The sequence below is a fragment of the Myxosarcina sp. GI1 genome (assembly GCF_000756305.1).
GTDB lineage: Bacteria > Cyanobacteriota > Cyanobacteriia > Cyanobacteriales > Xenococcaceae > Myxosarcina.
Window position 1 is genome coordinate 129,148 of record NZ_JRFE01000032.1, and the last position, 19,581, is coordinate 148,728.

The 19,581-nt window shown below is 41.1% G+C and carries 20 protein-coding genes, 3 pseudogenes and 1 riboswitch; of the genes and pseudogenes, 15 read left to right on the forward strand and 8 right to left on the reverse strand.

Going from position 1 to position 19,581, the window contains the following annotated elements; all coding sequences use genetic code 11:
- Positions 1 to 28 precede the first annotated feature (28 nt).
- From KV40_RS23785 to KV40_RS23800, 5 genes and pseudogenes are all read left to right on the forward strand, one after another.
- Positions 29 to 571 (forward strand): annotated as a pseudogene (locus KV40_RS23785) (SDR family oxidoreductase); the annotation flags it as partial.
- A 40-nt stretch (positions 572 to 611) separates the two neighbouring features.
- A complete protein-coding gene (gene uraH, locus KV40_RS23790; RefSeq protein ID WP_036486638.1) occupies positions 612 to 1,004 on the forward strand; it encodes a hydroxyisourate hydrolase in 393 nt (130 codons plus the stop codon).
- A gap of 165 nt (positions 1,005 to 1,169) precedes the next feature.
- On the forward strand, positions 1,170 to 1,553 hold the full coding sequence (locus KV40_RS23795) for an META domain-containing protein (protein ID WP_036486641.1): 384 nt from the start codon (positions 1,170 to 1,172) through the stop codon (positions 1,551 to 1,553).
- On the forward strand, positions 1,553 to 1,684 hold the full coding sequence (locus tag KV40_RS33670) for a hypothetical protein (protein WP_081942922.1): 132 nt from the start codon (positions 1,553 to 1,555) through the stop codon (positions 1,682 to 1,684). Before KV40_RS23795 ends, KV40_RS33670 begins: the two co-directional genes overlap by 1 nt.
- Before the next feature lie 245 nt (positions 1,685 to 1,929).
- Positions 1,930 to 2,202: pseudogene (locus tag KV40_RS23800) on the forward strand (PepSY domain-containing protein); the annotation flags it as partial.
- Between the two features lie 129 nt (positions 2,203 to 2,331).
- Here the strand turns inward: KV40_RS23800 and KV40_RS23805 are convergent.
- The 8 genes from KV40_RS23805 to KV40_RS23840 all read right to left on the reverse strand — a co-directional run bounded on the left by KV40_RS23805 (position 2,332) and on the right by KV40_RS23840 (position 7,914).
- Entirely contained in the window at positions 2,332 to 3,591 is a 1,260-nt protein-coding gene (locus tag KV40_RS23805) for a cell wall metabolism sensor histidine kinase WalK (RefSeq protein ID WP_253274368.1), read from the reverse strand.
- A gap of 5 nt (positions 3,592 to 3,596) precedes the next feature.
- Positions 3,597 to 4,277: a response regulator transcription factor gene (locus KV40_RS23810; protein ID WP_036486721.1), complete on the reverse strand. Its 681-nt coding sequence runs from the start codon at positions 4,275 to 4,277 to the stop codon at positions 3,597 to 3,599.
- A 20-nt stretch (positions 4,278 to 4,297) separates the two neighbouring features.
- Positions 4,298 to 5,194 (reverse strand): metallophosphoesterase, encoded by an 897-nt coding sequence (locus KV40_RS23815; protein ID WP_036486647.1) that lies wholly within the window; start codon positions 5,192 to 5,194, stop codon positions 4,298 to 4,300.
- A 120-nt stretch (positions 5,195 to 5,314) separates the two neighbouring features.
- Complete coding sequence (locus tag KV40_RS23820) at positions 5,315 to 5,977, reverse strand: phosphatase PAP2 family protein (RefSeq protein WP_371260827.1); 663 nt, start codon at positions 5,975 to 5,977, stop codon at positions 5,315 to 5,317.
- A gap of 130 nt (positions 5,978 to 6,107) precedes the next feature.
- Positions 6,108 to 6,302 (reverse strand): hypothetical protein, encoded by a 195-nt coding sequence (locus KV40_RS23825; protein WP_036486649.1) that lies wholly within the window; start codon positions 6,300 to 6,302, stop codon positions 6,108 to 6,110.
- Between the two features lie 8 nt (positions 6,303 to 6,310).
- Positions 6,311 to 6,553 (reverse strand): hypothetical protein, encoded by a 243-nt coding sequence (locus KV40_RS23830; RefSeq protein ID WP_036486650.1) that lies wholly within the window; start codon positions 6,551 to 6,553, stop codon positions 6,311 to 6,313.
- A gap of 115 nt (positions 6,554 to 6,668) precedes the next feature.
- Complete coding sequence (locus KV40_RS23835) at positions 6,669 to 7,190, reverse strand: cation:proton antiporter (protein WP_052055886.1); 522 nt, start codon at positions 7,188 to 7,190, stop codon at positions 6,669 to 6,671.
- A gap of 118 nt (positions 7,191 to 7,308) precedes the next feature.
- Positions 7,309 to 7,914, reverse strand: coding sequence for an alpha/beta hydrolase (locus KV40_RS23840; protein WP_253274369.1), 606 nt, complete (start codon positions 7,912 to 7,914; stop codon positions 7,309 to 7,311).
- A gap of 415 nt (positions 7,915 to 8,329) precedes the next feature.
- Between KV40_RS23840 and KV40_RS23845 the strand changes: the two genes are divergently transcribed.
- The 10 genes and pseudogenes from KV40_RS23845 to KV40_RS23885 all read left to right on the forward strand — a co-directional run bounded on the left by KV40_RS23845 (position 8,330) and on the right by KV40_RS23885 (position 19,564).
- A complete protein-coding gene (locus KV40_RS23845; protein ID WP_036486652.1) occupies positions 8,330 to 9,151 on the forward strand; it encodes a photosystem II manganese-stabilizing polypeptide in 822 nt (273 codons plus the stop codon).
- A gap of 219 nt (positions 9,152 to 9,370) precedes the next feature.
- A pseudogene (locus KV40_RS23850) lies at positions 9,371 to 10,988 on the forward strand (IS1634 family transposase).
- A gap of 79 nt (positions 10,989 to 11,067) precedes the next feature.
- Positions 11,068 to 11,496, forward strand: coding sequence for a calcium-binding protein (locus KV40_RS23855; protein ID WP_036486654.1), 429 nt, complete (start codon positions 11,068 to 11,070; stop codon positions 11,494 to 11,496).
- Between the two features lie 19 nt (positions 11,497 to 11,515).
- Complete coding sequence (locus tag KV40_RS23860) at positions 11,516 to 12,397, forward strand: DMT family transporter (RefSeq protein WP_036486656.1); 882 nt, start codon at positions 11,516 to 11,518, stop codon at positions 12,395 to 12,397.
- 391 nt (positions 12,398 to 12,788) lie between these two features.
- A riboswitch (Glutamine riboswitch) is annotated at positions 12,789 to 12,862 on the forward strand.
- Between the two features lie 31 nt (positions 12,863 to 12,893).
- Complete coding sequence (locus tag KV40_RS23865) at positions 12,894 to 13,256, forward strand: DUF4278 domain-containing protein (protein WP_036486658.1); 363 nt, start codon at positions 12,894 to 12,896, stop codon at positions 13,254 to 13,256.
- A 251-nt stretch (positions 13,257 to 13,507) separates the two neighbouring features.
- Entirely contained in the window at positions 13,508 to 14,794 is a 1,287-nt protein-coding gene (locus tag KV40_RS23870) for an efflux RND transporter periplasmic adaptor subunit (RefSeq protein ID WP_036486660.1), read from the forward strand.
- A gap of 109 nt (positions 14,795 to 14,903) precedes the next feature.
- Positions 14,904 to 17,975 carry an efflux RND transporter permease subunit gene (locus KV40_RS23875; protein ID WP_216595693.1) on the forward strand — a complete coding sequence of 1,024 codons (3,072 nt, stop codon included), beginning with the start codon at positions 14,904 to 14,906 and terminating at the stop codon, positions 17,973 to 17,975.
- Positions 17,976 to 17,993: 18 nt separating this feature from the next.
- The gene (locus KV40_RS36345) at positions 17,994 to 18,158 is read left to right on the forward strand and encodes a hypothetical protein (protein WP_216595694.1); all 165 of its coding nucleotides are present in this window, start codon (positions 17,994 to 17,996) and stop codon (positions 18,156 to 18,158) included.
- Between the two features lie 69 nt (positions 18,159 to 18,227).
- Positions 18,228 to 18,515, forward strand: a complete 288-nt coding sequence (locus tag KV40_RS23880; protein ID WP_216595695.1) for a hypothetical protein — start codon at positions 18,228 to 18,230, stop codon at positions 18,513 to 18,515.
- A gap of 17 nt (positions 18,516 to 18,532) precedes the next feature.
- The gene (locus KV40_RS23885; protein ID WP_253274371.1) at positions 18,533 to 19,564 is read left to right on the forward strand and encodes an AI-2E family transporter; all 1,032 of its coding nucleotides are present in this window, start codon (positions 18,533 to 18,535) and stop codon (positions 19,562 to 19,564) included.
- Positions 19,565 to 19,581 lie beyond the last annotated feature (17 nt).

Below are 19,581 nucleotides of genomic sequence, written 5' to 3' on the forward strand. Positions count from 1 at the left end.
AAACTCCAGTTTTCAAACTGGACGGGGTTTAGTAGAACGCACAATTGAAGAATTTGGCAGTATAAATATTTTAGTCAATAACGTTGGTGGTGGGGGTGCGGGCAAAGAAAGCCCCTCTGATATTTCGGTAAATGACTTTGCTCGAACTTTTCAACTTAATGTATTTAGTGCTTGGCGGTTATCGCAACTATGCGCCCCTGAGATGAAGAAGTCTGGGTATGGTTCGATTATCAGTATGTCTTCTATGTCTTCAATCAATAAAAGCCCTGCTATCAGCGCCTACGCTTCATCCAAAGCAGCAATCAATCACATGACTGCCAATCTAGCCTTTGATTATGGTCCTGATATTAGGATTAACGCAGTAGCACTAGGAGCGATAAAAACTGATGCTTTAGCTTCTGTGCTAACACCAGAAAGAGAAGAAAAAATGCTATCACACACGCCTTTAGGACGACTGGGTGAAGCAAAGGATATTGCAGGTGCAGTACTTTATTTTGCAGCACCCATATCCTCTTGGATAAGTGGACAAGTGCTGTTTGTCAACGGTGGTGGCGTACAAACCTTAGATTAATTAATTCAATAGTAGTAAATAAAACATTTAAAGGAATATAATGCGTAATTTGATTCAAAACTTGTCGGCAGGAATTCTTTTCTCTTTTGTCTCAACCGCAGCCCATGCAGAAGGAATATCAACTCATGTACTAGATATAGCAAATGGTGTTGGTAGAGCAGACGTACCAGTCACACTTTCGATGCAGGATGACAACAATTCTTGGACCGATATCGGTAGTGCGATAACGGAAGAAAATGGTCGTGTCGAATCTTTTGGCGAAGATATCACAGTAGAAGAAGGTGTCTATAAACTTACCTTTGATATGTCAGAAACGGGAGAGACTTTTTTCCCAGAAATTGATGTGGTATTTAACGTTGAAGATCCAGAAGAACATTATCACGTACCAGTAGTTGTCAGTCCTTATGGTTACAGTACCTATCGTGGAAATTAATCTTTTGCTCCACCTCCAATTTCTCAAGGAAAATAGCAAAAATTCCCGCTATGAACATAGCTGTTAGTTAAAGCGATCGCTTTATTAACGTCAGTTCGGGTTAAGAAAATTAATCTGTTGAGGTAGCTTAGAGCTTAAAGCTTTCGATCGTTCATAATAATTGTCATGAAATTTAACTTTAAAGCTGTAACACAGCTTCTACTAATAGTTACGTTAAGCACTACAGCGATGCCTACGGCTAGCTTCGCAATCGCTTGTACGGATAATTCCGAAGAGCCTACAATTATCCCACCTGCAAACGAAGAATCTGAAGTTGGTCGGGAGTCAGATGTGGCACAGCTAACTGCTATTGAAGGTACAGTTTGGAATTTAGTCAGCTATAACCAGCAGCCAATTCTAGCCGAAAGCGAAATAACCGTCGAGTTTGCCGAAGGGCGTGTAAACGGTTCGGCAGGCTGTATTTTTATTTTGCAGACTATCAACTCGACGATACATAGCTTAATATTGAGAGAGTGGGTTCGACCAAGAGAGCTTGTCCAGATGACTTGATGCAACAAGAGACTACCTACTTAAACTTACTGGATAAAGCAGAAAGTGCTGCTGTGGTAGATAATGTGCTGACTATTAACACTCCCGATGGAGACTTATTGTTTGAAGCTACTAAGGGAAATAAACAATGAACAATTAACAGTAAACATTAAACAAAAATTGATAAATGCTAAATGTTAAATGCTAAATGATATCTAAACCGATTTTAATTCCAAAGACATCTTGCAAAGTTCTTGACATTTGGTTTTTACCTTGGATTTACTAAGCAAAGAGATTTACATCAATGAAGAACCCAACTAAAACTATTGTTGCTACACTTTTATCAACGATTATAGGTGCAGGAGGGATGGCTGCTATCGTCTATGCAGAAAATTTTGAAGAACAGCAAGAAACCAAAAGCCTGCAATCTTTAGCCAAAATCACTCTCGAACAAGCCAAGCAAGCTGCCGAAGAAGCTGTAGGCGGGACGGCGAGCAGCGTTGAATTAGAAGTTGAGGACGGCAGCCTAGTGTATCAAGTTGAGATCGGTCAGACAGAAGCGGTTGTTGATGCTGGGAATGGAGAAGTTCTGTATACCGAGTCAGAAAATGAAGCTAATGAAGCTTCTCGACCCCAAGGCAGCATTCAAGTTCCCTATACTGATGATTGATGAACAATTCTACAATTTCTGCGATTGCGCTAGAGCCGAGCGCGTTGATATCTAGCCCAAACACACAATGGATTCCTCTATCTGAGATTCCTACTCTTGGCTCTGCTCGTTATTACCATCGTTCCTTAATTAAGTAGAATTTACGCTCGTGTGTGTAGCTGGGAGGCAAACTTGAAAACAACTGCCAACTCCAATCTGACTGGTAACGGTAATTACGCCACCGTGATTTTGAACGATCGCCCTGGCAATAGCTAACCCCAAACCAGAGCCAGCCCGAACGTAAGAACGAGAGCGATCGCCGCGCCACAACCGCTCAAAAATCTTGTCTAAATATTCGCGCTCGATACCGATTCCCGTATCTGTCACCGTTACTCGAAGCTCTCGACCGTGGCGATTGGCAAAAATTTCTATGTTTCCACCTTCTAAGGTATACTGAAGCGCGTTTTGAATTAAATTAGTAAAAACTCGCGTTAGTTTGGCTTCATCCCCAATTAGCTCTAGATTACTTGCAATTTCGGTCTTAAGTTCAATTTGCTTTGCTCGTGCTTGAACTCGATACAGGTGAACTAAATCTGCTAGTAACACCGAGAGATCGAGCCTCTTACGCTCAAAATCGGCAATGTTATCGGTTCGGGCTAGCAGCAATAAATCTTCTGTTAGCTGAGACATTTGGTTAGTAGCAGAAGCGATCGCCTGAAATTTTTCTTCATCGCTGGTTCGCATCCCTTGGGGATAAGTTAAGGCAACTTCGGTATTAGTACTAATTACCATTAGCGGACTTCGTAGTTCGTGAGAGGCATCGGCAGTAAACTGTTTTAAACGCTTGATACTTTCCTCAATTGGCTGCATTACCTGTCGGTTAAGCCAAGTTGACCCAGTGCAACCTAAAAGCAGTGCCACAAGCGCACCAAAGCCAAAGCCGTAATCTAATTGACGAATGGTTCGCTCGAACTGTTTGAGAGATTGACTGACACGAAGATAGCCAATCAATTGTCTATTATCACTATCAAAAATGGGTAAAGTCACCGCCTGAACTGGTGGTGCTTGGGACTGAATCTGCACTGTTAGCTCGGAGTCGAAAGGTAAAGTTGTCGTATCTTCACCTTGCTGTTCGAGCAAATGACCACGAAGGTCAAATACCTGTAAAGCTTGACGGCGTTCTAATAGTTCTCGTTCTTGAAACTCTGCTTCTAAATCTAGCTCTCCCTCCTCAAGTTCTGCACCTGCTGCTGCGCCTTGTCCCAAAGCAGTCAGTCGCTCTGTTAGTTGTTGTCTCAAGTTTCGCACGAAGACAAATCTAACAGCCCCTGCAAATCCAGTGATAACAATAGCAAAAGCTAATAAATTAGATAGAAAAATGCGAGTTCTAATTTTTTTGAAGTCAGTCAACTCATTTAGCATTTATTGGAACTCAAACGATAGCCAATGCCATAAACCGTTTCGATCTCAGAACCCGAACCTCCAGCAGCTTTTAGTTTGCGACGTAGGTTAGTAATATGGGTCTTGATTGTACCTTCCATCGATGAGTTATCGAATTCCCAAAGGCGATCGAGAATTACCGCTCGCGTGATAATTTGTCGGGGATGGCGTAAAAAGTATTCTAAGATTAGGTACTCTTTGGGGGTTAAAGACAATAAATTGTCTCCATAGGTGACTTCTGCCGTACTCGGAGCGAGCTTGAGGTTGCCATAGCTCAAAATCGGGGGTTGAGTTTCTGGGCTTCTGCGAGCTAAGGCTCTGATTCTAGCTGCTAATTCCTTAAGTTTGAATGGTTTTACCAGGTAGTCATCTGCACCAGCATCCAAGCCAATTACTTTATCGTCAGTAGTATCTTTAGCCGTTAGCATTAAAATTAGTGCTGGAGATTTAGCTTCCCGTAGCTTTTTGCAAAGGCTAATGCCATCTAGTTTGGGCAACATTAGATCTAACAAAATTAGATCGTAAGCGCTCGCCTGGGCGTACTCCCATCCCTCAACGCCATCTCCAGCGATTTCAACGACGTGATATTCGTTTTTTAAACCTTCTGCTAGGGGTTTAGCAATGCGATCGTCGTCTTCTACTAATAAAATTCGCATAACATTTAATCTAATTTCTCTCAAATTGAGTTGAGGGCAATTTTACCGCGATCGAATACTTTTCCGTCAGTACCTATTCCTAAAATTTCTAAGCGGTCGCGATATACTTCCACGACGGCAAAACCCAATCTAGAAACACTATAAGCCGTCCAATCTGACTTTCCTACCTCACGCAGTTTAGCACCGATACCGCAGGTTAAATAAGTCGTACCTTCTATTGGTTTGGTTCTTTCATAGTGATGTTCGTGTCCATTAATATAAAGTTGAACACCATAGCGAGATAGGAGAGGAATTAATTTTTCAGCTAGTTCTCGAGCTACTCCTCGCTTACCCGAAGCATAGATTTGATGATGTCCGAAAACCACTTTCCAAGGCTGTTGGGCGTTGGCTAATTCTCGTTCGAGCCAATCTAATTGCTCTTGCCAAGGTGCTTCTGAGTTCGTATCGAGAGCGAAAAATTGAACTGGTTGGCGGGTGAAGGTATAGTAGCGACCGTTCATATTAAAACCCGCGTAGCGAATTTGATCCTCTCCGTTGTTGGTGCGGATATCATGATTGCCGAGGGCTGCGTAAAATTTTACGTCCTGCTGAAGAAGTTCTCGATAGGGAATTTCAAAAGTTGTATCGATTTTTTCTATTTCTCCATGCTCGTAAATATTATCTCCTGCCATCAGAACTAAAGGAAAGGGATTGCGCTCGCCATAACAACTCATTGTTTTAGCAACTAGATACTGGTTTGCATCTCCCGTACCGAAATCGGCGATTGCTGCAAAACGCCACAAAGATGTAGATGTTGCCGAGGCGATCTTGGAACAGCTTTTAAAAGTTAAGGGGTGCCGAGCGACTAAATATTGATGACCTCCTAAGACTAATCCTAGCCCTCCTAAAGATGAGATGAGAAATTTACGGCGTTTCAAAGATTTTGGTTCTCCCGATAATCGAACGGTTTAAACCTATCTAGAGAACGTCAAGAACTTTGCAAGATAAGCGCGCTCGCTACTCGCACCTACTTGTTAAATTTTGCCGACGCTGATGAACTACTGTTTACGACTTTTAGTTCCTAGTTTTTGTAAATTCAGCATCGTAATACACAAAGTAATCCATAAAAACCCAACTCCATAACCAGCAATTACATCCGTCGGCCAGTGAACACCCAGATACAGCCGACTCAAACCGATCGCCCCAATGATGATAGTTGCCAAGATATAAATAACCTTGACAAACTGAGGATAGCGAGCGGCTAATAAATTAGCGATGAACCCATACAGTACCATCGAACCTAAAGCATGACCGCTAGGGTAACTATAGGTTTCTTCAGAAATTAGCGAATCCCAAAGCTGAGGACGGGATTTGTTAAAAGCCAGCTTTAGTCCATCACTGAGAATGACCCCTCCGATACAATTGACGATAAAAATTTTCGCTTCCGTGCGATAACGTCGCCACCATAGTATTGTCAGGGTAACTCCCGCAATAGTCCCTACAGTAACTGGATCTCCTAAATGCGTAATCCCTAACATAATGCGATCGAGAGTTGGGTTAGCAAAGGAATGGATTTCTAGCAGAATCGTTTTGTCAAAAGCAAAAGCTTCTCGCTCTAAAACCTCTTCTGAAAGTTCGGACAAGACGTAAATAATCAGCAGGCAGCTAACTAGTCCGAAGAATCCAATGGTGGCAATTAACGAAGCAATTCTGGGATAGATTCTTAGCTAAAAGCGAGCCAGTTTGCGGAGGGTAGCTTGGTATAATTTTTGCCATTTTTCCATTGTGATGAAATATTTTGGTGAGGATGTTAAAGCTTTTTGCTAAATAGCATCTTAGGGAAAAGTGAGATTAAGGGCTATGAGAATCTAGCACTTCAAAATCAGAGGCTTCTAAAGACAGCAGCAGCGTTTGGCTGGGATTAGCCAAGTTTTTCTCTAACCTCACTATCCAGCGACCTAAATTTTCTTGAGCGATAAGCTTTCCTCTAAGACCAGCCACATAGTCAGGATAATGCACTCTAACCCTCGTTCCTATCTTAAGCATTTACCAATTTATTCAACGTTGTCAGAAGCAGATCGAATACAAAGCTGCTTTTTCGATTGTTTTAACTGTTTCCAATTTGCCTTAATCTGTTGATAAGCGTTTTGGGAAGATAGTTTCCCGTTCGTTGCTAGCCCGCAGATATAGTTAACCCGTGTAGAAAATTCTTGTAGATTAGCGTTGAAAACCAGATTTTCTGGTTGAACTTCTCCGTGATAAGAATGTCGAGGATATAAAAAATCTGATTTTTTCATTTTTATCTCCTTTTTTTGTTAATAAGACATTAGATTTTTCTTAACGTCATCTTAACTAAACTTGGAACAGTAAAAATATTTGACTATGTTATCAATTTATTAATTTTTTCTAAATTCAAACGATTACTGTCGCCAGGGTATACGAACCGCCATTTCGGGAACTGATTTGTGTTCTGCATTCGATCTTTAGTCTCTTGCTTATCGTCCAGGCGATCTCCATACCAATTCGCTCCAGTGCTGCATCTGTAGGGGTCAAAATGGTAGCTAGTACCGCAGCCTCCCAAATATTTAAAGAGGGAAATAATAATAGGGCAAATATTGTACCCAAAGCGATTGTAATTGGTAAACCCAAACCGAGTAAGCGCAGGGGTAGATTATACTCTCTCCGCAATAGTTTTAATTGAATCCGTGACGCATCGGTAAATAAAACTAATGCTAGGGTAATTTCGGCTAAAACTCTAATCACTTCATTGTCGATCTCGACCGACTGTATTAACCCTAAAGCAGCAGAACTAATCAGTAAACCATAGACAACATAAGCCATCGGCGGAGTAATAACGCTTTTTTCTAACCTGCGGAAAATCGAACCAAACAGCAGCACGAAGATAGCGATTGCGCCTATTGCTTCTGTATTCATAACTATAGAAATAGGTAAATTCTATTCACGAGCGATAACAAAATCACAGGCAGTTTTTTACAACAGTCGTAAGTAAGGTATTCAAATTCGCTTTAAAAAATAATTTTTAAAACCAGATTTAAAAAACTATTTTCTGGCGCACATCTGGTAAGCGATCGAAATCGACCTGAGATGGTTGAGCAATTTCTCGATCGGCTATTTGAGCTATGGCTTTAACAGTAGAATCAGTATAGGCTAAAAAATTATTTGTTTCCTTAACTAAGGATAAAATTAGCTTGGTATTAAGCTGAATCTCTTCGGTAGGAAATTGGCGCATCAAATTAATTGCTGTCAAACCTTCCGAGTCAGATGCAGCCAAAATTATGGCAGCGCGAATGGCATAAATACCGTTACGTTCGGGATGAGTATAAACTACTTTTCCCATCTGTCTGAGAAACCGTTCGCCCAAAGGAGTATTAGTTAGCCTATAGATGGTAATAGGACTAATTTCAAACTGCTGCTGTAATAATTCACGCAGTTGGGCTAGAGTTTCTGGATCTAACCGTTTGGCATAAAAATCAAATTCATTAGTAATCTTTCCCTCATTGGCAAAAACTTCTAATGAATCTACAGAAAGGTGAAACTCACCAAAGACTGGGAGAGAAAAACTAATACGTTCTGCTCCTAAGCTGGGCTTAGGTTTTAATACTGTGGATACTACTCCTAAACTAGCAACAAGACTCAACAGCGCGATTCTATAAGTTGCATATCTAGCGCTCAATATTGAGGTTAAAACTTTTTGTTGGTAGAACCTTGGAATCATTTTTGCTTCAAATCTTTGCGCGATCGCATAGCTCAGATCGCATTTTTTCTTTAGCGAATTTCATTATCTCAGCTTTTGTCTCTTTAACAATGTAAAAAAAATTTGACGCGATCGCCAGAAATAAAAAGTGAAAATATTGTTGAGTTTCTAACTCATAAATTCCTCATAAGCTTTTTTGTAAACTTTTATATACGAGGTCAAAGGGTGTCTGTCACTCTCAGAAGACTCCTTCCTACTCTTATTCAATCAAAGGATGCTATAGGAAATAAAAATAGCCTATGCGCGGCATTCTTTGCGTTTGATGACAAATTAAAAAATTGACAAAATGAAGTTAATTATGAAAAACCATGCAATTATTGCCTACTTCCTTGCTTTAAGTTTGACAGTCCTAACTGCCTGTAGTAATTCTGGTGACTTAGATAAAAGAGACTTAAGCTACGACGACATTGTAAATACAGGACTGGCTAACTCTTGTTTAACATTGCCCGATAGCAGCCGTGGTACGATTCCTATTGAAGCTGGCAAACAATATGCAGTTCAAGATATGTGTATTGAACCCAGACAATTCTTTGTTAAAGAAGAACCTGTCAGTAAGCGTCAAAAAGCCGAGTTTATTGAAGGGAAGCTGTTAACTAGATATACCTCCAGTCTCGACCAGATTCAGGGAACTATTGACACCAACGATGATGGGACTCTAACCTTTACCGAGATTGATGGAATCGATTTTCAACCAGTTACAATTCTTTTGCCTGGTGGCGAAGAGGTTGCTTTGCTGTTTACAGTCAAGCAGTTCCAAGGAACTACTGTAGCTAGTGCCGATAGCATTAATACTTCAACTGACTTTGAAGGTGAATTCCACGTTCCTTCCTATCGCGGAGCAGTATTTCTCGATCCTAAAGGACGTAGTTTTGCTAGAGGTTACGACCACGCTGTAGCCTTACCAGGACGCGCCGACGATCCAAAATTCTCCAACGTTAAAGAGTTTGTTTCTAGCAAAGGTAAAATGTCTTTGAACATCACCAAAATTGATAGCGATACGGGAGAAATTGCTGGAGTATTTGAAAGCGAACAGTTTTCTGCGACAGATTTGGGTGCAGGAGAACCACAAGAAATCAAAATCAAAGGCAACTTCTACGGCAGAATTACAGATAATGCTTAGTTAGCTTATTTACTAAATATTTGGATATTTGGGCATTGCACCTGTTATTGGACTTGGAGACTTGGAGACTCGCTTTGCGCCCCGCAGAAAGTCCTTTAGGGCAACCGCATCACGGAACTTCGCACTTTGTCCCGAAGAGGGATATCTCTTTGGGGACAAAGTGAAAACATATTACCGACATTCCGCAGGTAAATGAGGAGTAGATGGTATTTTTAAACCATGACATCATCTACTTCAGAAATCCAAGTACAAGATCTCAATCACTACGGCATTATCGCAGGAATAGTTGACCAAATTGGTTTAGTCGAACAAATCAACCAAATTATAGGAGTACATCATCAACAAATAGTGACTCCAGGTCAAGCAGTTAAGGCGATGATTATCAATGGTCTGGGAATGGTCAGTGCGCCCCTCTACTTGTTCGATAAATTCTTTGCAGGTAAAGCTACAGAACATTTACTGGGAACAGGAATCTATCCAGAACATTTAAACGATGATTGCTTGGGCAGAGTACTAGACAAACTGTTTGAAGCAGGTTTAACCCAAGTTTTCGTAACGGTGGCTCTAGCTGCGGCAAAAAACATGAATGTAGACAGAAAAAGTTTGCATCTCGATTCGAGTTCGTTTCATGTTGATGGCGAATATGCTGAATCTGATGAAGAGACTGAATCTACAGCAATCAAAATCCAATACGGCTATTCGAGAGATCATAGACCAGACTTAAAACAATTTATGGTCGATTTAATCTGTAGCGGAGATGGTGATGCGCCACTGTATTTGCGAGTAGCAGATGGGAATGAATCAGACCGTGCTATTTTTGCTCAAATTCTCCGAGAATTTCGCGCCTCATGGAATGTAGACGCGCTGTTTGTCGCTGATGCGGCTCTGTACAGCAAACAAAATTTACAACAAATGAAATCTTTGAGATGGTTGTCGAGAGTGCCAGCCWCCCTGAGTGATGCTCGACAACTGTTAAGTATTAATGACGAAGCTTTAGTCAGTAGCGCAGTAGAGGGATATGCCGTTGCTGAATGCTGTAGCAATTATGCTGGTATTCCACAGCGTTGGCTAGTCGTCGAAAGTCAAGCCAGACAAGAAGCTGCTCTCAAGCAATTGGAACAGCAGGTAGCCAAAAGCCTTGATTCGGCTCAAACTAAACTCAACCAATTATGCCGACAAAGATTTGCTCGGTCTTCCAGATGCACTCCAAGCAGCAAGAGATTTTGAACGCCAATTAAGATGGCATCAACTGGCTGATTTAGAGATAGTCGAACGTTCTGAATATAAACACTCTGGTAGACCCAGTAAATATCAAAAGCCAACCAACAGCTATTACCAGATTAAAGCTCGTCTCAGTTCTAATCAACTAGCGATCGCTACAGAAAAGCAACGTGCAGGAAGATTTATTTTGGCTACCAATGTTTTGGATGCCAAACTTATTAGTAATTCCGAGTTATTGGTTGAATATAAAGCACAACAATCGCCCGAACGTGGTTTTCGCTTTCTCAAAGATCCATTGTTTTTTACCAGTAGTGTTTTTCTTAAGTCTCAAAAGCGAGTAGCTGCATTGGCTATGGTTATGGGCTTGTGTCTTTTAGTCTACAGCATCGGACAAAGAGCTTTACGCAATTCTCTAGCTCAAGCCCAAGCTACTGTTGCCAATCAATTAGGTAAACCCACTACTACACCTACACTGCGCTGGATATTTCAATGTTTTATGTCCATTCATCTAGTTCACTTTGCTCAACTCAAGCAGATTAGCAATTTGACTTCAGAACGAAGTCGTATTCTTCAGTTTTTTGGCTCTCCTTGTCGAAAATATTATCTACTCTGCTAAGCTACCTGCGGAATGTGGGATATTATCAAAACTATTGAAAAAATAGTCAAAAATCATAAACGAATAAGATAGACAGATTATGGAAAATACAGCAGATAATAAAGAATTAGAAATGGATAGTAGCGGTTTTACTCTTGAAATTGCTATTAAAACTTATTTTGTCGATATCTATAACAGTAGTGCAGACAACGATACTTTACTTATCAATATCGATGGAGATGAAGATAATGATGCTCTAGCATTAGCAGGAGACGGTAAGGATACCCTAAATGGCGGTGACGGGGATGATATCTTTATCAACAGTATGGACGATGACAGTTTTCATGGAAATGATGACAGCGAAGAGCTTCACGGTGGTGCTGGTAATGATTTTCTTGATAGTGCAAGCGACGAAGATTTTCTTGATGGTGGTAAAGGCAACAACAGTATTATTGGTGGATATGACAATGACACCCTTTTAGATGCTTCGGGTAATGATAACTTAACTACTAATAATTTTCAAAATTAATTATTAACTAGATCGATAAATGAGAATTTCTGATATTATCGAACTCCTTTTAATAGCTGCATTGTGGAGTGGTTCGTTCTTATTGATGCGAATTGCTGCGCCCGTATTAGGTCCAGTTTGGTTAGCTGAAATGAGAGTATTATTGGCAGGGTTAGCCTTACTGCCATTTCTCATTCGCTCGAAACTTTGGGGGAAGGCTCGTCAGAAACTAATTCCCTTATTTGTCGTTGGCTGTATTAATTCAGCGTTACCACTATTACTATTCGCTTTTGCATCTATATTTTTACCTGTTGGGTTTACAACTATTTTAGATGCAACATCGCCTCTATTTGGTACGGTGGTAGCTGCTGTTTGGTTGAGAGAAAAATTAACCCTCAATCGAATGGGTGGTTCGATCTTAGGATTTGCTGGAGTCACGATACTGGTGGGAATGAGAACGTTTGAGACAACGCCATTTACTTTATTAGCGATCGCTGCTGGTTTACTGGCTGCATTTTCCTATGCAACTGCTGCGCCCTACAGCCAACGTCAACTATCTGGGGTTCCTCCTCTGGTAATTACAACTGTAAGCTTACTGAGTGCAGCTATATTTCTACTACCAGTCTTACCATTTACAGTACCAAAGACAATTCCTACACCGACTGTTATGCTCGCGGTATTAGCACTTGCTCTATTTTCGACAGCACTGGCATATGCTCTTTATTATCGGCTGATTAAAAAGGTAGGTTCGACAAAAGCATTAACAGTGGCATATCTCATCCCCGTGTTCGGTGTAATTTGGGGTAGTACAATTTTACATGAGCCTGTCACTTCATCAATTATCTTTGGCTGTGGCTTAATTTTATTAGGTACGGCAATCGCCAATAACCTTTTCTCGCACTTGCTCCAAAAAATTAACTAATAGTTAAGTTCAAAGATATCTTTATACTCCTCATAAGTTCCTCATAAGTTTTCTTTTACTCTGAATCTATGGAATATTAACAGGAATCTAGCTTATGAATTTAGTAAATGAGATTTCCAGAAATTTTTGGAAATGGCGATACAAAGTGTTAGACGAAGACACCACTATGTACTCACGTCAGTTCTCTGACAATACCTACCATCAGCTTAAAAGCAATTTCCATAGTGCTTTTAACTGTTTTGTCGAAGGGGACAAAACAACCGTAGTCAATTGTTTTAACTCTTATTCGAGCATTGTTGTCTTTCTGGAAAAAGCAGTAGAAAGTAGAAATGCTATCAAGCCTTATAACTCAGAGATTACAAGGGCGGAGAATAGAGAATAAAACTCTAACATCGTTCATCTTTTCTACGAGTTAAAGAAAAGACGGAAGTAGGGAACTATTTCAATATCCTGAAGGAACGCACCTCAAATCGACACAACAATAGAGGTGAAGAAAATGAAACTAACTTATCGCGGAAGACAGTACGAAGAAAATAAACAAAATTATTTAGCATCAGTATATACAACAAAGTCAGGGATTATTTATCGCGGAAATTCTTTTGAAGTAAGTGTTAATCCTAAGTTTCCTTGGATAAAATATATTAAACAGTTAATAAATAAACCTAGAGCGAATGCGGTTTTCGATCCGATCGCCTTTTGGTACGACCATAAACGAGAATTTTTAGAAGCTTGTTGGTGTTTGGACAGTAAAGAACTCAATCGCTGTTGGGATTTAACTTTACAAATTGAGAGAAATAAAGCTCTAAAATCTCAACAGAAAGTAAAACTAAAATATCGTGGGGTTACTTATTATCGTTAATTAAACTTGTGATTACGCGCTCTTAGCTACAGATCGCACTTATTACCGCTAATCTGGCATCGCCAAGCATATTTTAAATGCATGGATGCAATACGCTCGCTTTGCCTTAAAAACTACCCCTGCTTAATTCGCGCCTAAAAAAATATTTATTAACACTACGATTTAATCGCTCTATTTACGCTAATCATAGAACATAAGCGGTTAAAAAATATTCAGAAAAAGTATTAATGTTTGAACTATCCTAATTTTTTATGAAAGTCAAATCGACTATCAAAAGGCGGTTGTCTCCTATGCTAATAGGGGCAACTCTTTCCATTTCATTTTTAAGTACTGCCTGCAATTCTAGTTCCGATGTCAAAGCCGATGCCGAGGCAAATGCTGAACCAAGGGCGATACCCGTTCGAGTAGTAGAATTACAGTCCGATACCATTAGCGATCGCTCATTATTTGTCGGTAACTTAGAAGCGGTGAAAATCGTTGAGGTAAGTCCCCAAATCCAAGGTCGCATTGCCAGCATTCTAGTAGAAGCTGGAGAGCGAGTTGAAGCGGGACAAACGATTATGGAATTAGAACCTGATGAAAGCGCGCCAAACTATCAAGCAGCTTTAGAACGGGTAAATATAACGGAAGACGATTATCAAAACGCTCTCAAACAACTAGATATCGCTAAAGCCAAACGGGATAGCGCCCAAGCTGAATACGACTTGGTTAGTAAATATGTACCGCGAGTCCAGAAGCTAGCCGAAGAAGGAGGAATAGCACAAATTCGCTTAGACGAAACATTACAGAAAGCCGAAGCAGCAAAAAACAATTTAATTAGTGCAGAACAAGAGGTTTCCGAAGCCGAAGTTAAAGTCAATCAGGCACAAACGAATATTCGCCAGGCACAAGCACAGGCAGAGTCAGCTTCGGTGAGTGTGGGTTATAAGACAGTTAAAGCTCCAATATCTGGAATTATGGACGATCTACCCGTGAAAGAGGGAGCTTATGTCAGTGCTGGTCAGTCGGTAGTGGCAAAAATAGCCCAATTAGATAATTTGTTTTTAAATGTTCGAGTCCCTTCGAGTCGGGCAAACCAACTCGAACCAGGTCTGGAAGTAGATTTGCTCGATCCTACTAGCAAAGACAAATTATCTACAGGTGAAATAACCTTTATCTCGCCTACGGTTGACCAAGAGAACCAAACAATTTTGGCAAGAGCGCGTTTTAATAATGTAACGGAAAAATTGCGCGATGGACAATACGTACAGGCGCGTCTGATTTGGGTCACCGAGCCAGGAATTTTAGTTCCCACTGGGGCAATTTCTCGCACGGGAGGAAAGGAATTTGTCTATCAGGTTAGCGAAACAAACGAAAACGGTCAAGAGGTAGTTAGCCTGACCCCCGTAGAGTTGGGAGATCTTCAAGATAATAGTTATCAGGTCGTTTTGGGGCTAGAAAGTGGCGATCGCATCGCCGTCTCAAATATTCAAAAACTCCGAGATGGTGCGCCCATTCAACCTGAATCCCAAACAAGTTCTAGTACCGCTTCTGAGTAACAGGTAATAAGTAATATCATTTTACTTTTTGATTAAGAATAGCTAATAGCGTTCATGCTAATAGCTAATAGCTTTCAAAACAAAAAAACTCCAAATATATGAACTGACTATGGCTTTATTCTCGATCGCCACAAACTTTATCAAACGCCCCGTCCTCACTACAGTTTGTACTATTGTTATTGTCCTGGTGGGAGGAGTTTGTATTCCCCTACTGCCAATTAACTACCTGCCCGATGTTTCTCCCGTGCAAATTGAAGTGTCAAGTTCCTATACAGGGGCGGATATAGAAACCGTTGAAGATACCGTTACCACGATTTTGGAAGAGCAAATTAACGGTGTCCCAGGAATGGATTACTCAACCTCTCAAAGCTATGCTGGTACTAGCAGCATTTCCGTTTATTTCCCCACTGGCACTGATAAAGATATTGCTCAAGTAAACGTCCAAAATCGTGTTGCTCAAGCTTTACCGCAATTGCCCACTCCCGTTCAACAACTAGGAGTTACTACTCAAGCAGCATCTACTAGCATTTTGCTGATCTTCGGCGTTTATAGTGAAGCAGGAGCATACGACAGCATTTTTATTAGTAATTATGTCGATGCCAACATTACTGATGTTTTAAAACGAATAAATGGGGTAGGAGACGTTACCATATTTGGGGCAAAACAAAATGCGATGCGGATTTGGCTCAATCCCCAAGATTTAGCAGCTAGAGGATTAACCGCCCTGGATGTGGCTCAGGCTGTGCGATCGCAAAATGTGGTAGTGGGTGCGGGTTCTATCGGACAAGAACCTATTACAGGACAACAAGAATACGAACTACCAGTTCAAATTCAAGGTCGCCTTCAAGATGCAGATGAGTTTGAAAATTTGGTGGTAAAAACTTTAGACAGTGGGGCTGTAGTGCGTTTGCGGGATGTGGGCTATGCAGAACTGGGAGCGGAAAACTACGGACAAAATGCTAGCGTTAATGGACAGCAGGGAGTTGGGATTGCCATATCGCAGCTTCCTGGAAGTAATGCCTTGGATGTCGGTAACAACGTTAAAGATGCTATGGAGGAATTGAGTAACAATTTTCCCCCAGGTATGGTTACATCGTTGGTTTATGACACCACTGAGTTTGTCCAGGTATCGATCCAAGAGGTTTTTACTACCTTGCTTCAGGCGATCGCTCTAGTCATCATCATCATCTTTGTCTTTCTACAAGATTGGCGCACCACCGTTATTCCCGCCGTGGCAATTCCCGTATCGTTAATCGGGGCTTTAGGATTTGCCTTTGTCTTTGGATTTTCTCTTAACAGTTTGACCCTGTTTGGCTTAATTCTGGCAACAGGATTGGTTGTAGACGATGCGATCGTTATTGTCGAAGCAATTACCGCCAAGATTGAGGAGGGAATGACACCGAGAAAGGCATCTTTGGCAACGATGGATGAGATTGCGGGAGCAGTTCTCTCTACATCTGTAGTGCTAATGGCAGTATTTATTCCCGTGGCATTTTTTCCAGGAACAACTGGAATACTCTATCAACAATTTGCTTTAATTATTGCTTTTTCTGTGGCGGTGTCAACCTTTAACGCCCTAACTTTTACTCCCGCTATGTCGGCGATTTTGCTGCGTTCTCCAAAACAAAGACAGTCAGAAAATGGTAAAAAAGGATTTTTAGATAAAATATTTACGCCATTCAATCGGTTCTTGAGTTGGATTATAGACCGATACACGGCTTTCGTTAAATTTCTCATCCGCATTCGCTACATTGTAATTGGCTTGTTTGTTTTGGGTCTGTTTGCCACCTATATGGTATTAAAAGCCGTACCTGGTGGCTTTGTCCCTCCAGAGGATCAGGGGGTTATGTTGGGGATCGTACAGGCTCCTGATGGAGTATCCTTAAGCTATACGAGTCGAGTAACCGAATTTGTCTCCGAGACTTTTGAAAATACTCCCGAAATAGAAGATTATTTTGTTGCCAGTGGTGTTGGTTTAGAAGGTGCTGGTCCTAATAAAGGGGTGTTCTTTGCCAAACTCAAGTCCTGGGATGAGCGGGACCAAACCGTAGAGAGCGTAATCGAACAGCTAAACCAAAAATTTTACGTAAACCAAGACGCTACTATTGCTGCATTTAATCTACCGCCAATTCCTGGGTTTAGCTCGACTGGAGGTATCGAAATGCAGTTACAAAATCAAAGTGGAGGTAGTTTAGGTATCGATGATTTTCTAGCAAATGCCCAAGAAATTATCGCTCAAGCAAATCAATCACCTGCGGTTGGCTCGGCTTTTACTCAGTTTACAGCCAGTACACCTCAACTAAAAGTGGACATCAATCGCGACCAGTTAGAAGCTTTAAATGTTGATTTTCAGTCGGCACTCCAAACCATTGGTGCTTTTATCGGTTCGCAATATATTAATGATTTTACTCTAGAAGGACGCAGCTATCGAGTATACTTGCAGGCTGAAAGCGAATATCGCAACTCCCCCGATGACCTAGAGAGCCTATACGTACAGTCGCGGGTCGGACAGATGATTCCTCTGGGTGAAATAGCCACAGTTTCTCGTATTGTCGGACCGCAGATTATTTATCACTACAACGGCAATCGCTCGATTAAAATTCAAGGGTCAGCATCCGAAGATTCTTCCAGTGGTCGGGCGATCGCAGTGATTGATGAAGCAGTAGCAGAAGCGTCTTTACCTGGGGTGACTGGAGATTGGATCGGTTTGGCTAAAGAAGAACTGGCTGCTGGTAGTTTAGGGGCTTTGGTGTTCCTTTTTGGTATCATCATGGTCTTTCTAACTCTTTCGGCGCAGTACGAAAGCTATATCGATCCCCTAATCATTCTCTTAACCGTTCCTTTGGCAATCTTGGGAGCTTTATCTTTTGTGGCATTGGGAGGATTAGATAACAACGTTTACGTTCAGGTAGCACTAGTAATGTTGATTGGTCTTGCCAGTAAAAACGCCATCTTGATCGTGGAACTTGCCAACCAAACGCGGGAGACAGGAGTTTCCATTGTTAAATCGGCGCAAGAGGCTGCCAAAGAACGTTTTCGTCCCATCTTGATGACTGCGGTATCTTCTTTAGTTGGTTTCTTCCCCTTGGTAATTGCTTCTGGTGCTGGTTCTGCTTCCCGTCGCTCAATTGGAACGGCTCTGGTAGGCGGACTGCTGGTATCTACAATATTAAGCTTTTAAATCGTACCCGTTCTCTATGTGGTTATTAAAGGCTTGGAAGCCAAATTCCTCAACAACAAACCACCGAAAGGCAATGATGACGATCCTAAATATAACGGTCGTGTAAAAGGTGTCGAAAATGTAGAGAGCGATCGCGCTGATACTCCTGCTTCAACTCGCTTTCAAGGTGAAAATCCAGTTTAAACGAAGCTAAAGCTAAAAGCTACGAACTATTAACCTCTTAACGCAGCAAATTCACACAAAACGAAAACAATGAACCAACGTAAAATTTGGTTTGCTGGAGCAGTAACCGCAGCACTTGGTGTCGGCATTGGCTTAGTACTGGCAAAGATTGTCGAGTCTCCCTATACCAGCAAAAACTATCAAAATCTAGAACAGACTTATATGTTAATCTGTGGCACTGGAGGGCTGATTGTCGGGACAACTCAAGAAGCTCTACGACAGCTTCAAGCACAGCGAGATTTAGAAGAAGCTGAAATGATGCGCGATCGTCTAAAAAACAAACATATTTCCCGAAATAATGGAATAATCGAAAATTAATATTATTTATAGTAATGATGTTTGAAAGCAAGTTTCCACGCTGGCTGTATTGGGGATCGTTAATCACGTTCATTGTGGTCAACGGTTATTTTTTATTTCCCATATTTCGCTATTTGCAACCGACGCTGGTTTTGATAATAACAGCAGCACTACTTGCCTTTTTGTTGAATTATCCCGTGAAATTACTCGTGTCTTGGAAATTTAAACGCGGTTATGCGATCGCCCTGGTATTTTTGTTGGCACTAATAATTTTAGGTACTATAACTTTTACTTTACTTCCCGCACTACTACAACAGCTATACGAATTTCCCCGTCGCCTACCAAGCTGGATCGATTCTGGACAGGCACAGTTACAGGCTTGGAAAATTTGGGCAACTGACAAAAATCTGCCCTTCGATGTTACCGCTTCGATCGTTCAACTAGAAGAACGTTTTGCTACCGAAGTAAGGGCTTTACCCAGCTACGTCATCAATTTTTTAATTGGAGTATTTGACAGCAGTTTAGAACTTTTAATAACAGTAGTATTGACTTTCTATTTCTTAATTCATGGCAATCGCTTTTGGGCGGGAATTTGGCAATGGTTGCCCGATGATTGGGGCGATCGGGTTGAGTCATCTCTCAAACAAAGCTTTGAAAATTATTTTATCGGTCAAGCTACAATCGCTCTTTTAATGAGTGTCAGTATTACTACAGCATTTTTATTGCTCAAAGTACCCTTTGGTTTACTATTTGGTCTGGCAATTGGGGCTTTAGTACTAGTTCCTTTAGGAGATATTTTAGGCATCCTTAGCGTTAGTTTATTGATGGGACTTAGAAGTGTTGGGTTAGGAATAGAAGTTTTAGTAGTAGCAATTGTTATCGACCAGGCGATCGATAATACTCTCGCACCGCGTATTTTTGGTAGTTTGGTCGGGCTTAACCCTATTTGGATTATTATTTCTTTGTTGTTAGGGGCTAAATTAGGCGGGATTCTAGGTTTAATTTTAGCCGTACCTTTAGCAGGAGCGATTAAAAGAATTGCAGAAAGTGGACGAATTAGTGAACAATGAACAATCCGTCTGACAAT